General features: G+C 39.0%; 17 protein-coding genes. 3 read left to right on the plus strand and 14 right to left on the minus strand.

The annotated features are described in order from the left end of the window. Nucleotides 1-2 precede the first annotated feature (2 nt). From DZC72_RS13930 to DZC72_RS13940, 3 genes are read right to left on the minus strand one after another with little or no spacing between them, the layout of a single operon-like run. Nucleotides 3-1,079 (minus strand): AMP-binding protein, encoded by a 1,077-nt coding sequence (locus DZC72_RS13930; RefSeq protein WP_125223513.1) that lies wholly within the window; start codon nucleotides 1,077-1,079, stop codon nucleotides 3-5. A 6-nt stretch (nucleotides 1,080-1,085) separates the two neighbouring features. Beyond that, nucleotides 1,086-2,033, minus strand: a complete 948-nt coding sequence (locus tag DZC72_RS13935) for a CPBP family intramembrane glutamic endopeptidase (RefSeq protein ID WP_125223514.1) — start codon at nucleotides 2,031-2,033, stop codon at nucleotides 1,086-1,088. Further along, nucleotides 2,024-3,076 carry an o-succinylbenzoate synthase gene (locus DZC72_RS13940; protein WP_125223515.1) on the minus strand — a complete coding sequence of 351 codons (1,053 nt, stop codon included), beginning with the start codon at nucleotides 3,074-3,076 and terminating at the stop codon, nucleotides 2,024-2,026. Before DZC72_RS13940 ends, DZC72_RS13935 begins: the two co-directional genes overlap by 10 nt. A 97-nt stretch (nucleotides 3,077-3,173) precedes the next feature. Here DZC72_RS13940 and DZC72_RS13945 point away from each other — a divergent pair, with 97 nt between their 5' ends. Then, entirely contained in the window at nucleotides 3,174-3,968 is a 795-nt protein-coding gene (locus DZC72_RS13945; protein WP_125223516.1) for an SDR family oxidoreductase, read from the plus strand. Between the two features lie 2 nt (nucleotides 3,969-3,970). Here DZC72_RS13945 and DZC72_RS13950 read toward each other — a convergent pair whose 3' ends face one another. The 9 genes from DZC72_RS13950 to DZC72_RS13990 all read right to left on the minus strand — a co-directional run bounded on the left by DZC72_RS13950 (nucleotide 3,971) and on the right by DZC72_RS13990 (nucleotide 13,486). Beyond that, a complete protein-coding gene (locus tag DZC72_RS13950) occupies nucleotides 3,971-5,938 on the minus strand; it encodes a sensor histidine kinase (protein WP_125223517.1) in 1,968 nt (655 codons plus the stop codon). 411 nt (nucleotides 5,939-6,349) lie between these two features. Next, entirely contained in the window at nucleotides 6,350-7,114 is a 765-nt protein-coding gene (locus DZC72_RS13955; protein ID WP_125223518.1) for a LytR/AlgR family response regulator transcription factor, read from the minus strand. Nucleotides 7,115-7,148: 34 nt separating this feature from the next. Next, nucleotides 7,149-8,057 (minus strand): 1,4-dihydroxy-2-naphthoate octaprenyltransferase, encoded by a 909-nt coding sequence (menA, locus tag DZC72_RS13960; protein WP_125223519.1) that lies wholly within the window; start codon nucleotides 8,055-8,057, stop codon nucleotides 7,149-7,151. Continuing rightward, on the minus strand, nucleotides 8,057-8,659 hold the full coding sequence (locus DZC72_RS13965) for an SPOR domain-containing protein (protein WP_099547262.1): 603 nt from the start codon (nucleotides 8,657-8,659) through the stop codon (nucleotides 8,057-8,059). Before DZC72_RS13965 ends, menA begins: the two co-directional genes overlap by 1 nt. Nucleotides 8,660-8,843: 184 nt before the next feature. Further along, entirely contained in the window at nucleotides 8,844-9,677 is an 834-nt protein-coding gene (locus tag DZC72_RS13970; RefSeq protein WP_125223520.1) for a CvfB family protein, read from the minus strand. A gap of 100 nt (nucleotides 9,678-9,777) precedes the next feature. Next, entirely contained in the window at nucleotides 9,778-10,116 is a 339-nt protein-coding gene (locus tag DZC72_RS13975) for a DUF2853 family protein (RefSeq protein ID WP_125223521.1), read from the minus strand. 41 nt (nucleotides 10,117-10,157) lie between these two features. Beyond that, nucleotides 10,158-11,906 (minus strand): 2-succinyl-5-enolpyruvyl-6-hydroxy-3-cyclohexene-1-carboxylic-acid synthase, encoded by a 1,749-nt coding sequence (gene menD, locus DZC72_RS13980; RefSeq protein WP_125223522.1) that lies wholly within the window; start codon nucleotides 11,904-11,906, stop codon nucleotides 10,158-10,160. A gap of 49 nt (nucleotides 11,907-11,955) precedes the next feature. Beyond that, nucleotides 11,956-13,062: a chorismate-binding protein gene (locus tag DZC72_RS13985; RefSeq protein WP_125223523.1), complete on the minus strand. Its 1,107-nt coding sequence runs from the start codon at nucleotides 13,060-13,062 to the stop codon at nucleotides 11,956-11,958. A gap of 1 nt (nucleotide 13,063) precedes the next feature. Next, nucleotides 13,064-13,486 (minus strand): PaaI family thioesterase, encoded by a 423-nt coding sequence (locus tag DZC72_RS13990; RefSeq protein ID WP_125223524.1) that lies wholly within the window; start codon nucleotides 13,484-13,486, stop codon nucleotides 13,064-13,066. A gap of 61 nt (nucleotides 13,487-13,547) precedes the next feature. Between DZC72_RS13990 and DZC72_RS13995 the strand changes: the two genes are divergently transcribed. Both DZC72_RS13995 and DZC72_RS14000 read left to right on the plus strand, forming a co-directional pair. After that, nucleotides 13,548-14,195: an alpha/beta hydrolase gene (locus DZC72_RS13995; protein WP_125223525.1), complete on the plus strand. Its 648-nt coding sequence runs from the start codon at nucleotides 13,548-13,550 to the stop codon at nucleotides 14,193-14,195. 1 nt (nucleotide 14,196) lies between these two features. Continuing rightward, nucleotides 14,197-14,748, plus strand: coding sequence for a GNAT family N-acetyltransferase (locus DZC72_RS14000; protein ID WP_125223526.1), 552 nt, complete (start codon nucleotides 14,197-14,199; stop codon nucleotides 14,746-14,748). Between the two features lies 1 nt (nucleotide 14,749). Here the strand turns inward: DZC72_RS14000 and DZC72_RS14005 are convergent, their stop codons facing one another. Both DZC72_RS14005 and dnaK read right to left on the minus strand, forming a co-directional pair. Next, complete coding sequence (locus DZC72_RS14005; RefSeq protein WP_125223527.1) at nucleotides 14,750-15,667, minus strand: hypothetical protein; 918 nt, start codon at nucleotides 15,665-15,667, stop codon at nucleotides 14,750-14,752. A gap of 107 nt (nucleotides 15,668-15,774) precedes the next feature. After that, the gene (gene dnaK / locus DZC72_RS14010) at nucleotides 15,775-17,688 is read right to left on the minus strand and encodes a molecular chaperone DnaK (protein ID WP_125223528.1); all 1,914 of its coding nucleotides are present in this window, start codon (nucleotides 17,686-17,688) and stop codon (nucleotides 15,775-15,777) included. Nucleotides 17,689-17,757: the final 69 nt, after the last annotated feature.

Raw genomic sequence — 17,757 nt, forward strand, 5'->3', positions numbered from 1 at the left:
GATTATTGATTAATAATTGCTTTTTGAAGGGTCAATTCTCTTTGAATTTTACCATTCTTGGTTCTTATAAAAGTAGGAAGATACAGGATATCTTTGGGTCGCTCAAAAGGCTCAAGCGAATTAATTTCATGTAGATTGGGTAAATGCCATGTGGACAGGGAATCGGATTCAATAATCAAGACCAATTTTTGTCCTAGGCGTTCATCGGGCATTCCCGCAATAATGAACGGATTTTCCATAAACGCGCTTAATTTCTCCTCTATGGATTCTGGGAACAGCTTTACGCCGCCCGAATTTATGACATTGTCGTGTCTTCCCAACCAAATAAATGCCGAGTCTGACAATAATGCTACCCTATCATTGGTCACTATGTTTTCCGAAGCGATTCCAGGCGCTTTTACCACTAAGCATTCCCTTTCGTCCAATGAAAAATAAACATTTGGCAAAGCCCGGAAAGGTTGATCGGATTCCTCCGTTATTTCCTTGATGGCCACGTGGGTAATCGTCTCCGTCATGCCATAGGTCTCAAAACACTTTGTTCGCATTTGGGCCAAGATACTTGCTGTTTCCTTGGGTAGTGCGGCACCCCCTGTAATCAAGGTATCGATTCGCTCAATGTCGTCCAACGAGGCTTGGACCTGCATGGGAACCATGGCACAGAAACGGAACTTTGCGGGTGTATGGATTTGCTTCAAGGGTGTGGTACTTGGTTGGGCGATATAAATATCCAATCCCAATACAAGCGCACGGACTAGCATCATTTTACCGGCAATATAGTCGCAGGGCAAGCATAGTAAACACGTATCGCCAGGTTGCAAATTGAAATAGGCGCCCGTAGCCAAAGCACTATTTCGCATATGTTTCTTTAAAAGGGAGATTTTTTTTGGATTTCCAGTAGAACCTGAAGTCTGTACATGGATATGGTCATCTGGCGATATCCAGTCCAATATAAACCGACCTATACTTTCCTTAAAAGGTACCCCTTCCTTCAAAAAACTTTGGGCAATTTCCGATATTCCATCCCATGAAACAAGTTTCCCGTCGATTTTAAAATTAGGGTGTACCATGATATCTGGCATGGGGAATTAGCTATTTTCTTGGGACAGAAATTCATCCCTGGTCAAAACCCTACCTGTCAATCGTTCCTTCCAATTGCTCCATTTGTATTTTTTTGAGAAAAACCAGAGCAACAATGGAAATATGACTAATACAGGGACCAATACATCCCATCCCAATACCGGATCCGAAATATCCCGATAGACAGAATCTGTCTGAAAGGCTGTCCAATCTGCGGTTACCAATAAAGCTGCAGTAAGATTATTGGCAGCATGAAAGCCCAAGGCCAACTCCAAACCTTCGTCCATAAGGGTAAGAATACCAAGGAAAAAACCTGTACCTATGTAAAAGACAAGAATACCATATCCAAGTTTTTCGACCTCTGGATTCAAAATATGCAACATACCAAAAAGCAGGGAGGTAAAAACAAGGGGAAACCATCTATTCTTTGTCAATATTCCAAGTCCCTGCATCATATAGCCCCTCATAAAATATTCTTCCATACTGGTTTGTATTGGAATGAAAATGATTGAAATGACAGTCAAAATTAAAAACGGAACCAAATTAAAATTGAAGGCATAGTCCTCCGGTGCCAACCAAATGTCCAGAAATAACAAGGCAAGGGATATGAAGGCCCAAAGACCAAAAGAGTAAAGAATTCTGTTCCAATCAATTTTTCTTCGCGAAGTTGTTAAGCTTCGGACCGATTGTTTATGCACGAACGTGACATACAAAAGCAGACAAGCCAAACCTATTGCAAAAGTGAGCAACATGAGGAAAAGAAAGGTATTGGAGCCCAAGGCTTCAGACATACTACCCATATCACCGGTGGCCAAAGTACCTGTGGCACCGGACATGATTAAGGCTATTATCAAAGGTATCCCCCCAAAAAACTGCCATGCCCCAAAGACAACGAACACCCCAAGAATGAACTTCCAACTATCACTTGACCCTTTATATGCCTGTTCTATATACATAAACTTTCTATTAAATAATTTTCCCAACTTTGTTGCCTATTATAATACAACCCTCCGTTTTTTACTTCTAAGGGACTCTCAAAATTATTGGTGAATAACGACCCCGTTCCGAGTCCTTGGGGCATGCTATTCTGTAAAGTGGAAGTCCATTGGGCAATGGCGTTCAAACCAATATTGCTTTCCAGGGCACTGGTTATCCACCATCCGATACCACTTTTTTCGGCCAAATCAATCCATTCCTTACTTCCCTCAAATCCACCTACTAAACTAGGCTTTAAAATGATATATTGGGGGGCAATGGTGCGCAAGAGTTCCCTTTTTTTGGATATATGGGTCACTCCTATCAATTCCTCGTCCAAGGCAATGGGCAAAGGTGTCCTTTCACATAAATCCTTCATAGTCTTCCAATTTCCTTGTTTTATAGGTTGCTCTATGGAATGCAACTGAAATTGTGCGAGTTCGTCCAATTTTTGCAGTGCCTGACCCGGTGAAAATGCCCCATTGGCATCGACCCTAAGTTCTATTTGATTTGAGGAAAAGTCCTTGCGTATGGATTCCAACAAACGTAATTCCTCATTAAAATCTATGGCCCCGATCTTCATTTTTATACAAGAAAAACCTTGTTTCAATTTTTCGGCGATTTGGTCTTTCATGTATTCCGCGTCGCCCATCCAAATAAGGCCATTAATCGGAATTGGTTTGTTTTCAAAAAGAAAGGAGGTTTGAAAAAGTTCAAATGGATTTTCACTTTCCAATGACATATACGCTTGTTCCAATCCAAATTGGATGCTGGGGTAATCCATCAATTCTTTCAAAAGATAGGATTTGCCCCTCTGGATATGATCCTCGACCCATTTGCATTTTTCCTCATAGTGCGGTACATCATCGTAACTAAGCCCCCTAAAAAGTCCGCATTCACCTATTCCAAGCTTTCCCTCCTTTTCCAAAATAACAAACCAGGTTTCCTTGGTCCTCAAAATTCCTCGTGAAGTGCCACTAGGTCTCTTAAGATTTAGAATATACTTTTTGAAACTTGCTTTCATCTTAATTCCTGGATCGTTTTTTCAACACAAAATCCTTTCCCTGATTTAAGTTGAATCCTTCAAATTTAGTTATATTTTGACATTCAATAAAGTCACTATGGACAACTTAAAAGATAAGGTCATTTGGGTTACCGGGGCTTCCTCGGGAATTGGAGAAGCACTTTCCTACAAACTAAATGGGCTTGGGGCCAAGCTAATACTATCCGCCCGTAGGAAAACCGAATTGGAACGTGTCAAAAATAATTGCTCGTTTCCAAATAATGTAGCCGTTCTTCCTTTAGATCTTGCCAACTTTACCGAGCTGGAAGACATGCCCAAAAAGGCACTTTCCCTTTACGGTTATATCGATATTCTCGTCAATAATGGCGGAGTTAGTCAACGTTCGTTAATAAAGGACACCTCTTTTAAAGTATATCAAGAATTAATAAACATTAATTATCTGGGAACTATACAGTTGACCAAGTGTATGCTCCCACATTTTATCGATGCCAATTCCGGACATTTTGTTACCATAACCAGTTTAATGGGTAAATTTTCCTCTCCATATCGATCAGGATATTGTGGGGCGAAACATGCCCTGCACGGATTTTTTGATTCATTGCGAATGGAGCATGAAAAGGACCGTATCGATGTGACAATGGTTTGCCCGGGATTTGTTAAGACAAACGTATCCAAAAACGCCCTGATAGGAGACGGAAGTAGTTCCAATACGGATGATACGGCTACAAAAAATGGTATTGCCCCAGAAGACTGTGCCCAACAAATAATTGAAGGTATAAAAAGAAAAAAATTCGAGGTCTATATTGGGGGAAAGGAAAAATACGGGGTATACTTAAAACGCTTTTTTCCTAAACTATTACATAAATTGGTTTTGAGAAGTAACGTTAGATGAGCTTACTTGAAATGGAACCAAAATCGCACCCCTTCCGCGGTTCTATCTATATTAAGTGTAGTTTGTAATTGGTTTGCCAAGCGATTCATCAGGCGTATGCCCATAGAAGAATTAGCCCTTTCATCAGAATCCTCTGGAAGCCCCACCCCATTGTCCGTATATTCAAAAAATCCTTCTTGTCCCTGGGTTTTTCTGAGGTGTATGTAGATCTTGCCATTCTCCTCATCATGGGGAAAGGCATATTTAAATGAATTGGATACCAATTCGTTCAAAATAAGTCCAAAGGGAATCGCACGGTCAATGTCCAGCTCAACACCTTCGGCATCTATGGTAATGTTAATGTTATGCCCTCCCTTTTTATAGACCGATTGTACACTATTGATCAAACTCTCAATATAGCCCTGCATTTCTATAACGGACAAGTCCTCATTCTGATATAGTTTTTGATGGATCAAAGCCATGGCCTTCACCCTGCTCTTTCCTTCTTCCAAAGCCATAATGGCCGCCTTACTTTTGGTATTTTTCGTTTGAAGGCTCAAAAGACTGGATACCATCTGAAGATTGTTCTTCACCCTATGATGAATCTCCTTTAAAAGGGAATCCTTTTCAATCAAGGAATTTTCTATAAAATGCTTTTGTTCCGCAATCAGTCTTTGGTTTTTAATACTTTTCAAATAAGCATATACCAGTCCCGAAAACCCTAAAAGGGTAAAAATCAAGGAGATAAAAACAAGACTAATTTTTTCGTCCTTTTCAATAATTTCGTTCCTGGATTTCTCCAAGTCTGCTTTCTGGGCTTCCATCATTTTTCTGGAATTCTCGAGATCTTGTTTGAGAACGGATTCCAACTGCTGACTCTTTATATTGGTATCATTGTCCTCCAAGGAGTCCCTAATTCTATTATTTTGTTTAAGGTACTCATTGGCACTCTTAAAGTCTCCGGTTCTATCGTAATAGGAAGCGTACAATCGGTTCCTTTTAAGGATGTTCTTAATCTTTACCGGTGTTAGGTCATTACTCAAATAATCCGTAGCTTTTTCATAGTTGTTTAGCTGAAGGTAACACTCCGCTATCTCCAAGGTGTTTTCCACCAAATCTGGAGTAACTTTTCCCGTATTGTACTTTTTTATCAATTCAATACTTTCTTCCAAAAAAGGTATTGCTTTTTGATATTCCTTTAATTGCACATGGCACTTACCAATATTTCCGAGAATTACACCTTTTAAATGATTGCCTTCGTTTATTTGATTTGCGGTCTTGGAATTTAGTATATCACTAAAATATACATCAATTAGCGCGTTGGCCTTTTTAAAATAACTCAATGCCGTGGGTGTGGATTTATCCAACCTAAGGTAGTTTCCAATATTATTGTTATAAACCGCTTGGGCATAAAAATCACCATCCTCAATATTTTTCTTTTCCTCGGTCATATAGTCTTCCATAGCCTTCCTATGCTGACCTAGACTGGAATAAATATCATAAAAGGATACGTTTTCAGCTAATCCCAGTTCTCTTTTATACCTACGGATTTCTATCTGCTTGTCGAATAGCTCTAGCTTGGAATAGTCATTGTCCATGATATTGAGAATCAAAGACTTCATTTCCAAAGGAAACTCCTCCATAGCCTCATAAAGATCTTTGGCTATAGCCAAACTCTTCTCATAATCACCTAAATCATAATAGATTTGTGATTGGATCAATCGATATTCAGATACCGAGGTACTATCGCTAGTTTTTTGCGAGCTGTTTAAATATACGTTAACAGTGTCCAACCAATCATAGGCGGAATTTTGATTGTACCTGTTTGAGGTATCGAAGAAAAAATCGACACGGCTTTTGGAATCGGGCAGTTCTTTAAACTGTTGGAAATAATTTTCGCTTTGTGATGGTACATCCTGTGCTTTAACTTCCGAAGGAGCCAACAAAAAACAAAAAAAACCAATAAATAGTACCAAAAAGCCTTTTTTCATATCATGCTCAAAACAAGGTGACGGACATACTTTAGTATCGTGGATCAACAATACTAACAAAAACGACTGTAAAGATTGTATTACCCCAAGTTAACTATGCCATTTACCCACCAATTCAAGTTTTTAAAATGGATATTCTCAATATTTAGGTCCTGCTAAGAATAGATTCGAAACATCCGAAAAGCTTACCTTCATCAAATTCAATTCATACCATTTGTACCAATGATATTGAACAATATCCTGTTTTACAAAAATATTATTTAGAAAGCCAGGTTTGGACTTAATGTTGTATAAAGCCGATTTTTTGTTGTGAAGTAACCATTAAACGAAAAACATGTTATTTCAACTGGTTTTTCAAACACTTTATCGATAAAATTACAGGAAGGTACTACTGTAAATTCTCCAAACAGCTTAAGAATTCATAGCGGAAATAATAAATTCCTTGAAATCCTTTGAGATGGGTATTAGGGTGTTATTTATCAATATATCTTTTGAGTTAATTGCATCAATATGATCTACATTAACTATATAGGATTTATGTGCCCTGTAAAATTTATTTGAGGGCAATTTTTCCAGATAATCCTTTAAAGGAGAACGCACCAAAAATTTCTTGTCTGCCGTATTTACTTCTAAATAGACATTGTCCGCCTTGATAAATTGGATATCACCAAATTGTATTCTATAGTAAAGATGTTGCTTTTTGACAAAAATGGAATCCTTAAGGATGGAATTGCTCATGGGAACATCTTCATTTGACTCTTCCGAATTTGAAGCTGTCTTTCCAGAAGCCTGTTTTCCATATATGAAATTGGATAAAGCTATTTCTATAGAAGTATAAAGGTCCTGTTGCTCAAAAGGTTTTACCAGATACCCATTAGGTTTTACCGTTTTTGCATTTTCAACTGTGGCCCTGTCTGAATTTGATGTTACGAAAATAAACGGGATATCATAATTTTCCCTTATATGTTTCCCTAAATCGATTCCTGTTTTATCCGAAGCTAGGATGATATCAATAAGGACGAGGTCTACTTGTTGGGTTTTTAATACTTCAACCGCTTGTTCATAAACGATAACATTGTCTACAATTTCATAACCAATTTCCTCCAACATGGACTGCATATCATCTGCAATGATTACGTTGTCCTCTACGATAAGTATTTTAATAGGTTGTTCCAAAATTGTGTGTGGTTTAGTGGGTTAACGTCCAAAACTACAAAAAATTGTGATAACTAAAATAAAAGAGCACGGCCATTAAAAAAGTACTCAACGCCAGAATTTTGAGCTCAGGGTCCAACAAAGCTGGATCGGTAATATTTTGAACCTTTCTAAAATGCAAGAAAATTGGAATAAATGCCAGCAAACTAAAATAGCCCCACCAACTCTTGGCCGTGAGGTTTAAAAAAATAAGAAGGGATAGAAAAGCGACCGATAGCAGGACGAGGTGGTAGATTTTTCCACGTGCAAATCCCATTTTGACAATCAAGGTATTCTTACCGGATTCCTTATCAGATCGATGGTCCCTCAAATTATTCAAGTTGAGCACACCAACACTTAAAAGCCCAACGGTAATTGCCGGCAATGCTGCAAGAACAGGGATTGTTTTTATGAATAGGAACATACTACCTAATACGCCTACCAATCCAAAAAAGACAAAGACAAATAAATCTCCCAATCCATTGTAACCATAGGCATTTTTGCCAATGGTATAGTTGATGGCCGCCCAAATACTCAATACCCCCAAAAAAATGAAAAGCATGGTCCATAATAATTCCTCAATACCAAATGAAACAAACAAAAGGACTAAAACTAACAGAAAATCAATGACAATGGATACGATTATACCTTTCTTCAAGGCGCTTTTGCTTAAAAGTCCACTTTGTAAGGCGCGTTTAGGACCAATTCTATTTTGGTTATCGGTTCCCTTTATTCCGTCACCATAATCATTGGCGAAATTTGAAGTGACCTGAAATCCGATCGTGGTAAGAATCGCCAACCAAAAAATGACTGGTTGAAAACTACCATAAAAGGAAGCCAACCCAGCACCAACCAGTATTCCAGAGACGGAAAGTGGAAGTGTCCTTAACCTTGCGGCGTTTATCCACGCCCTTACCTGGTTCACTAATAAGGATCTTCTATTTGAACTCTTTTGCCTTCTTTGTAGGAAGCCACAAAAGCATCCTCAAAACCAAGAGCTACCAATTGTTGCCTAAAGGACCTGGCCTCTTCCAAGGTTTCAAAAGTACCTAGGGAGTAGGAGTAAAACGGATTCGTTTTTACGAACAAGGTGTTGGTCAATGCCTCAGAAGCGAGCGTTACATTATTATCAACAAAAGACTTGACCTGGACCGAATATATTTTTTCCTTTTCAAGGAATTGTTTTGCCAGATAAAATTCCTTTACCAAGCTTAGTTCGTCGTTTTGCGCCTTTAAGTTATCAATCCTAGATTTTATGGCATCCAAGCTATCTATGGATACAAGAAGGTTGTTGTTCTGTTTGTCCAGTGAATTGGACGTATTCAAACCGGCAGTAAAAGATGTAAGTGCCAAGCCTCCAATTAAGAAAAAAGCCGTAATTCCAGCAAAAATGTTTCGCTGTATCTTACTTCTTTTTAGCTCCTTATTTTTAAATTTTATCTGGTCTAGAAGCCGTTCATTGATTATTTGAGCCTTGTCAATGTCTTTATGCAACTCTAAAAGATCGCTTTCTTCGATAAAGGGCATATGCTAACTAATTTAAATCTTAAAATTACTTTAAATGTAAGTAAAAAAAGAGTTGGAATTACACTTCTTCCCACTACCATGACAAAAATAGGGCTAAAGGCATACTGGACAAAATATAATGTTGTATAATTCAGATTAAAAAATTGAGCACCAAGTGTTTAATACATTAAATATTCTCCTTTTACTAGGTAGCCAAACGGATACCATTATTTTCCAAATCAACCTTTCGCTCCTTATATAAAGTACCTAGTCCCTTTTTAAAGGTTTTTTTGCTCATCTGCAACATATCCCTAATTTCTTCGGGATCCGACTTGTCATGTAAAGGCAGAAAACCTCCATTCTCCTTTAGGACATTGTATATTTTAGTAGCAGCAGGTTCCAATACCTTACTTCCAAGGGGTTGCAGTGAGATATCTATTTTATTATCGTTTCTAATTCTTTTTACACAACCTGGAATGACATCCCCAATATTGACCGTCTTAAAAACTTCGTTGAAATAGACCAACCCTTTATGTCTTTCGTTAACGATTACTTCCCAACCCAAATCCGTTTGTCTAGTAACGACCAAATCCACTTCTTCCCACTCCTTAAGGTCCAGGTTCTCGTTACTTAAAAATTTATCCAATTTATTGGAAGCAACCAATCGTCCGCTTTTTTCGTCGAGGTAACAGTGAACAACATACCACTGACCCTGTTTCATTTTACTTCGTTGCTCCCTAAAAGGAACCAATAAGTGTTTTTCAAGACCCCAATCCAAAAAAGCGCCAAATTCATTTACTTCGGCAACCTGCAATAACCGGAACTCCCCTAACATGATATCCGGCTCCAGGGTTGTAGCCACTGGTCTTTCATCATAATCCAAATAACAGAATACCTCAATATTTTGTCCTATCTCGTAGGATTCGGGCACATATTTATTGGGTAATAGAATATCGTTACCATCCTCATCGCCTAGAAATAAACCTACACTGGTATCCCTTAGGATTTTCAAATCATTTTTTCTTCCAATTTCTATCATAGTACAAAATTACGTGAATTAGGGAAGTAATATGGGATACTATACAAAATAAAAAAAGGCCGTTTCATAGAAACGACCTCTTATCAAATATGAAAATATTCTAATATACGGAAGCCTTGTTAAAATGTTTGCAAAGCATGTAATAAACCACAGCCCTATGTTTATTTCTGTTGGCAGATCCATATTTGTCCATTACGGATTTAATAGCATCCATTAATTGTGGACCGTCACTAAGACCTAATTTTTTTATTAGGTAATTGTTCTTTACGGTCTCAAGCTCTTTTTCATCACCTCCAGACACTTTGGAGGCGTCAAGGTTGTAAATGGATGGCCCCAAGCCAACAGTTACTTTGGTAAGCAAATCCATGTCAGCAGTTTCACCAAATTTATCCTTGATGTCTGCTGCGTATTTTTCAATAAGATCGTCTCTTTTACTCATAATTTTTTAGTGTCTTAATTAGTTAATAGTTAATATTTTCCCTAAGATATAAAATGAAAGTAATCCGTCAAAATTTTATTATTTAGAAGCCTAGGGGTTTGCACCTCCAAAAGTCTTGGAAAGTCAGCAGTTTTGTAAAAATCCTTAAGTACCTTTTGTAGGCTTTTACCGTCCTTTGCGGTACTGTAATCTATATGGAACATTTTACACAGATCTAAGGCATTAAGTCCATGAGTTGTCTCAAAAAAACGTTCGTACATTTCAGAATCCTTTCTACCGGGTAAAATTCTAAAAATCCCCCCTCCCCCATTGTTTATCAGTATAATCCTGAAATCGCTCCTCATATAATTGTTCCACAACGCATTACTATCGTAGAAAAAACTGAGATCTCCGGTAATTAATACAGTTGGGGATTCATTATGGATTGAAGCTCCCAATGCAGTTGACGTACTACCATCTATACCACTAGTGCCCCTATTGCAAAATACTTTCAACGAGGAATCCAATTCAAACAATTGGGTATACCGTATTGTAGAACTGTTCGCCAAATGCAATTGATATTTTTTTGGAACCGACTTCAATATATGGTCAAAAACTAAAAAATCTGAGTATGGAATTTGCCCTAAATAGTCTTCCCTTAAATTCCTGTATTTCTGCCTGACCGTATTCCATTTTTGAAAATAATTGGAAGAACCACCCTTTGACGGAGAATACATTCTTTCGAAAAATTCGTTGGGCGAGACCTTAAAATGCTTGCTTAGACAAAAAAAAGTATCATTCGCATGAGTTGGTCCTACATGCCAGTGATGGTCAGGAGAATATTCCCTTAGAAACGCCTTGATTTTTTTTGACACTACATGCCCGCCTATGGTAATTAAAAGTTCAGGTCTTAAATCTTTAAAAAGAGATTCCTTTTCCTTACTCAACTCAATAGGTGCCAATATAGAATCTATGCTATTAAAAAAATGGTCATGATGGAGGTTTGAGGTAGTTTCCGTAAAAACTATTACGGAAGAATCGTTGCCAATGGCGTCCAGGATATCCTGAGCTACGGAATCTGGGTGGTTGACGCCTACCAATATGATTTTTCTTTCGGCATTATTCCAAATTTCCACAAAATCCATAAGACTGTCAACTACGATTTCCTGCCTAGGTCGAACGGCCACCGGAAGCTCCAATTCCACTTCCTCAACACCATACAATGGTTCCTCAAAAGGAACATTGATATGTACCGGTAGGTTATTTTGAATTGCGATGGACAAAGCCTTGTTCAATTCGTCCTGATTAAAAGCCTGCACGATTCCCTGCCCTTCTTCTAAGTCCACTGAGTCAACCCAAGTAGGGCGATACCTTCTGATTTTTTCCGTTGAATGGCTGAGGTCTTGCCTTAAATTGGCGGAATACCCTATATGCCTATCGTATACATGATCTTGACGGATGGTTTGTCCATCGCCAATATCGATTTTGTAGGAGGGCCTGTCCGCCGAAATGACCACCAACGGTATTTCACTGTAATAGGCCTCCGCAATTGCAGGATAATAATTCAACAGGGCACTCCCCGATGTACATACCAAAACTACCGGTCTCCTCAAATTTTGAGCCATCCCCAACGCAAAAAACGCGGCACAGCGCTCATCCACAATACTATAACATTCAAAAAAGGAGTCATTTGTAAAAGTCAAGGTCAAAGGAGCATTTCGGGAGCCAGGCGAAATGATTACATTATTAATTCCATTGACTTTACAATGCCCTATTATGGATTGGGCAACAGGTATATTGGAGTACTTCATCAACTACAAAAATAAGACCTCTGATCGTCAAAAACCAATAGCTTTGCACTTAATCTAACAGGACACTCAAAAGGGTTTGGCTCTTATTTTCTGTTTCCTCCCATTCTTTCCAAGGGTCAGAATCTGAGGTAATTCCACCACCAACAAATAACGTTGCCCTATTTCCGTTCATTTTCATACATCGCAAATTGACATAAAGCTCTGTTGCATCCATGACGGATCTATAGGCTTTTTGTTCCGTATTCCTGGTGTTGGCACTTCGATCCACTTCATTCTTCAGGTTTAGTTCTCCCAAATATCCCGTATAAAACATACGATCATAAGGCTCGTTTTCCCTAATGAATTTTTTGGCCCTTTCCTTTGGTATACCGCAGACCGCCGGTGTGGGATGCAGGGATTCTATCAATGTGCCTAATTTTTCCTTTATAAACCGACCTGAAACCTTGGTTCGTAAATGCCATAAGTGTCCGGCCCTAACCGTCTCCAAGTCCCCAATCTTTAGGTCAGTCACGCCATCCTTCAAAGACTGTTCTATATAATCCGTAACCACTTGTTGTTCATGGTATTCCTTCTTGCCCCAAACCGGTATCGTATCGTCCCCACTTACAAGTTGGGTTCCGGCAAGTGACATCGTTATAAAGACATCACCCCTTACTTTCAACAATATTTCGGGGGTGGCACCTAGCCAGGTACCTACTTCTGGATGATACCATAGATAACAAAAGGCACTTCCATAGCTACTGATCAATCGTTGAAAAATGGCAAAAATGGAAATTGAAATAGGAACGTCCTTTGTTCTCGAAAGTACGACCTTTTCCAATTTCCCTGACCTTATGGAATCGATTGCCTTTGAAACAATACTTTCAAAAGGCTTGGAATCAAGATGCTCCGATCTTACAAGATTTTTTTTTAGGGACGACTTTTCTGATTGTATTGCTTCTGTGACAACCTCATCGGGTATCATGAGCAAAGGTTTTTTAGCCGTATCAAAAGGAGCAAACACAAAACCACTTTCGGAAAAATCAATAACCGAATGAAGGGTTGCACTCAATTGAAAAATACCCTTGACATACGATTCCTTGGGTTTTTTGTAGAGTACAAATGGAAGCCCTTGCATCATTTGATTTTGGGCTTTTTCAAATAAGGAATTAGCCATCTTATTTTTTTGGTAGGGCAATTGTGGTGAGCTTGCAACTAGATATTAGTTGTTCTTGTTCGTTTGTAATCCGAATATCCCAAACCTGTGTGGTCCTACCTTTATGAATAAACGAGGCCTTCGCATAAACGAAACCCTCCTTTACACTTTTTACATGATTGGCAGAAATCTCGATGCCCCTTACAAAAAACTCCGAGGCATTTAGAAAAATATAGGAGGCCATACTCCCAACGCTCTCTGCCAAGGCCACTGTTGCCCCTCCGTGGAGCACACCGTCCGGCTGATGTACCTTGGGGGTTACCGGCATCTTAGCAATTAGAAAATCCTCCCCTACATCCACATAGGTAATGCCCAATGTTTCCATTAGGGTGTTCTTGGAAGAGTTATTGCAGACCTCAAGTATCTTATCTTTGTGTTCGCCCATGCTTTTTTTTTGTAAAATTAAGGAATAGTATTGCCAAGGCAAGAATAGAGACCACTCATTTATGCAAACCAAAATAAAACAAGTCCGATACCAACATACCAATACCTACGAGACCTTAAATGAACTTGGCCCCAAAACCAAGAATGTTTGGCTAGTTTTTCATGGCATAGGCTTTTTAAGTAAATACTTCCTTAGATATTTCGAAGACTTGGATAAAGAAGAAAACTATATCATCGCACCCCAGGCACCCTCAAAATATTATTTGAATGGAAAATATAGGCATGTGGGAGCAAGTTGGTTGACCCGTGTGGATAGAAATCAAGAAACCGAAAACGTAATGAATTATATTGACAAGGTGTTGGCAACCGAAAATATTCCTAAACGTTGCCATTTAATCGTGTTTGGATTTTCACAAGGGGTTTCTATTGCAACAAGACTTCTGGCAAGAACCGACCTAAAATGTTCCAAATTGATTTTATATGCTGGGGGTATTCCTGAGGAACTGAACTTCAAGGATTTTGAAGGACTTGTAAAAGAAGGTACAGAGGTATACTCCATATTCGGAACAAAGGACGAGTACATCAATACTAAAAGAATGGAAGAGGAAACCGTAAAATTGGAAATACTATTTCAGGGAAAAGCAAAACAGATTACCTTTAACGGTGGCCACGAACTAAAAAAAGAAATTATTAACTCCATAGCCGATTGATATGGAAATAGTAATAGAAAATACTAGGGTGAAACTATCACCTTTAACATTGGAGAACTATGAATACCTACTTCCCATAGCCTCGCAAGAGAAACTGGTACAATTTTCCCCATCGGACATTGAAACTCCTGAAGCACTTAAAAATTATGTCCTTACTGCCTTGGAACAACAAGCACAGAAATCAAGTATACCATTTATAATATTTGATAAGAGAACAAATAAATATGCAGGAAGCACCCGTTACATGAACATACACTGGAAAAACAAAGTGCTTCATATAGGTTCTACCTGGATTGGTAAAGAGTTTCAGGGAACCGGCCTTAATACACAAATGAAAAAGTTAATGTTGGACTATGCCTTTACCGATTTGGATTTCGAGAAAGTGGAATTTAGGGTGGATGAGCGAAACATACGATCAAGAAAAGCGGTAGAAAAACTGGGATGCAGATTGGAAGGAATTCTAAGAAAAGACGTCTACCTTTTGGATGGTTTTAAGCGAAATACGTGTTGTTACGGATTGTTGCGAGAAGAATGGGAAAACAACAGAGTTTGATCTATTTATTATTTTTTTGCTTGTAGTAGGTTATTTTTCGTGTGATATATGAATTTTCAGGGGTTATTATCTGCTTGACCCAATTGCCGCCTTCTTCCTGATCGTATTGATATATATATTCCTTTTTGTCCAAAATGGTTTCGCCCCTTGTTATTTCCTCTATCAGCATACCATTTTCGTCATAATCAAAAGTAGTCCTCACAGTAGGTACAAATTTTTTTGTCGCCATATCAAATTCAAATTCCTGTTGAGCCAATAACTTTTCATTGGCCCCAAACACTTCCTCATAGGCCTTAGTGGCATCCCCTTTTAAAAATTCCTTTGTAAGTACAATTTTTTGATTCGCCCCATTTTTTTTCTGGAAGGACGTTCTAATAGATTTCAAAGGTACCCCGTTCAATAAATAGGTAATGGTATATTCACCTTTAAACTTCTTGTATTCCACCAGAGTTTCGTCGGTTCCTTCGTTGTTGGTCCTGACTATTTTCGACAAATCACCTTTATCGTCATAGAAGTAAACGTATTGATCCAAAAATTCCTTGTCATAGGAAATAATTTTTTCCGTAATCTTTCTGTTCTCGGTGGTGTCCAATTCAAAAAAGTGTGCAATGGAAGTACTTGGGTCAAACTTATTATCCCTATAAGTTTCAGATCGCTTTTCAAGCAAAAGACTATCCTGGTACTTGTAGTATACCACGTCATAATCTGATTCATTATATCGAGTAACCGATTTAGTTAGCAACCCCTTTCGATTAAAATCGTACTCCTCTTTACCGTATTTTGTACTTACAAGACAGGTTTTTACACTATCCTTCAAATCAAAATCTGACAATGTAAAAATCCTTACTTCTTGAGTAAATGATGCTAAAGGCAGGACCAATAATATCAATAAAAAAAAATTCGGGTAGCTTTTTACCATACAACAAAATTAACTCAATTACCAAGCATAACAAATTACATTCCAAAATAAAAAAGGGCGATATAAATCGCCCCTTTTCTTCATATTTGTTATTTACGAGTAGCCTTTTACTTGACTTCCTCAAAATCTACATCCTCAACGTTATCACCTTCAGATGCATTACCTCCATCAGCAGTAGGTTCCCCTTGCGCTGCATTCCCTCCGGCTTGTTGTGCTTCTGCTTGAGCTTTGTACATCTCCTCAGAAGCAACCTTCCAAGCTTCGTTGATTTTATCCAACGCTGGGGTAATTAGTGCCAAGTCCTTAGATTCGTACGCAGTTTTCAGCTCTGCCAAAGCGTCCTCAATTGGTTTTTTCTTGTCATCGGACAATTTATCCCCAAACTCTGACAGCTGCTTTTCTGTTTGGAATATCATTCCATCTGCCTCGTTCAGTTTATCAGCCTTTTCCTTCGCCTTTTTATCGCTTTCGGCATTCGCCTCGGCTTCGGCTTTCATCTTTTTGATTTCCTCCTCTGTCAATCCTGAAGAAGCTTCAATTCGAATGTCCTGTGATTTTCCGGTGGCCTTATCGGTTGCAGAAACTTTGATAATACCGTTGGCATCAATATCAAACGTTACTTCGATTTGAGGTGTTCCCCTTGGTGCAGGTGGGATACCGTCCAAATGAAACTTACCAATTGTTTTATTGTCGGCTGCCATGGGTCTTTCCCCTTGAAGCACATGAATTTCAACCGATGGCTGGTTATCAGCTGCCGTAGAAAACACCTGGGATTTCTTTGTAGGAATCGTGGTGTTCGCCTCGATCAATTTTGTCATTACGCTACCCATGGTCTCAATCCCAAGAGATAAAGGCGTTACATCCAACAAAAGTACATCTTTTACATCCCCTGTCAATACACCACCTTGAATCGCGGCGCCGATGGCCACAACCTCATCAGGGTTTACACCCTTTGAAGGTTTCTTGCCAAAGAATTTCTCAACGGCTTCCTGTACCGCTGGTATCCTTGTGGAACCACCTACCAAAATAATCTCATCAATATCACTTTTGGAAAGTCCGGCAGACTTCAATGCTTTTTCACAAGGCTCTATGGTCCTTTTTACCAAATCAGCAATCAACTGCTCAAATTTAGACCTCGTCAACGTCCGCACCAAGTGTTTAGGACCTGTGGCCGTTGCGGTTACGTATGGCAAGTTGATTTCTGTTTGTGATGAAGAGGACAATTCGATTTTCGCTTTCTCCGCCGCCTCACGCAATCTTTGCAGGGCCATGGAATCGTCACGAAGATCCAATCCTTCTTCTGCCTTGAACTCTTCGGCCAACCAATCGATTATCTTTTGGTCCACATCATCACCCCCCAAGTGGGTATCACCATCGGTAGCCAATACTTCAAAGACGCCGTCTCCCAATTCTAGAATGGATACGTCGTGCGTACCACCACCAAAGTCAAATACGACAATTTTCTGATCAGTATCCTTCTTATCCAAACCATAGGCCAAAGAGGCGGCCGTGGGTTCGTTAATGATTCGCTCAACGGTAAGTCCGGCAATTTCGCCAGCTTCTTTGGTAGCCTGTCTCTGTGAATCGTTAAAGTAGGCCGGAACGGTAATCACGGCACGGGTAACGTCCTGACCCAAATAATCCTCAGCGGTCTTCTTCATTTTTTGAAGAATCATGGCAGATAGTTCCTGCGGAGTATACAATCTTCCATCGATATCGACCCTAGGCGTATCGTTATCGCCTTTCGTTACTTTATAAGGAACCCTTTTTGCCTCCTTTTCCGACTCGGAAAATTTGTTCCCCATAAATCGCTTTATGGAGTAAATAGTTTTATGTGGATTGGTTACAGCCTGTCTTTTTGCAGGGTCACCAACCTTAATTTCACCACCATCCACAAAAGCAATAACGGACGGCGTTGTTCTTTTACCTTCTGCGTTTGGAATTACTACCGGCTCATTCCCTTCCATCACGGAGACACAGGAGTTGGTAGTACCCAAATCTATTCCAATAATTTTACTCATTTTATATGTTTTAAAATTTAAGTGCTTAATTTTTCAATCACCATGTAAATGACAAACAATATGCCAAGG

Origin of the sequence: Maribacter algicola (genome assembly GCF_003933245.1) — a bacterium.
GTDB lineage: Bacteria > Bacteroidota > Bacteroidia > Flavobacteriales > Flavobacteriaceae > Maribacter > Maribacter algicola.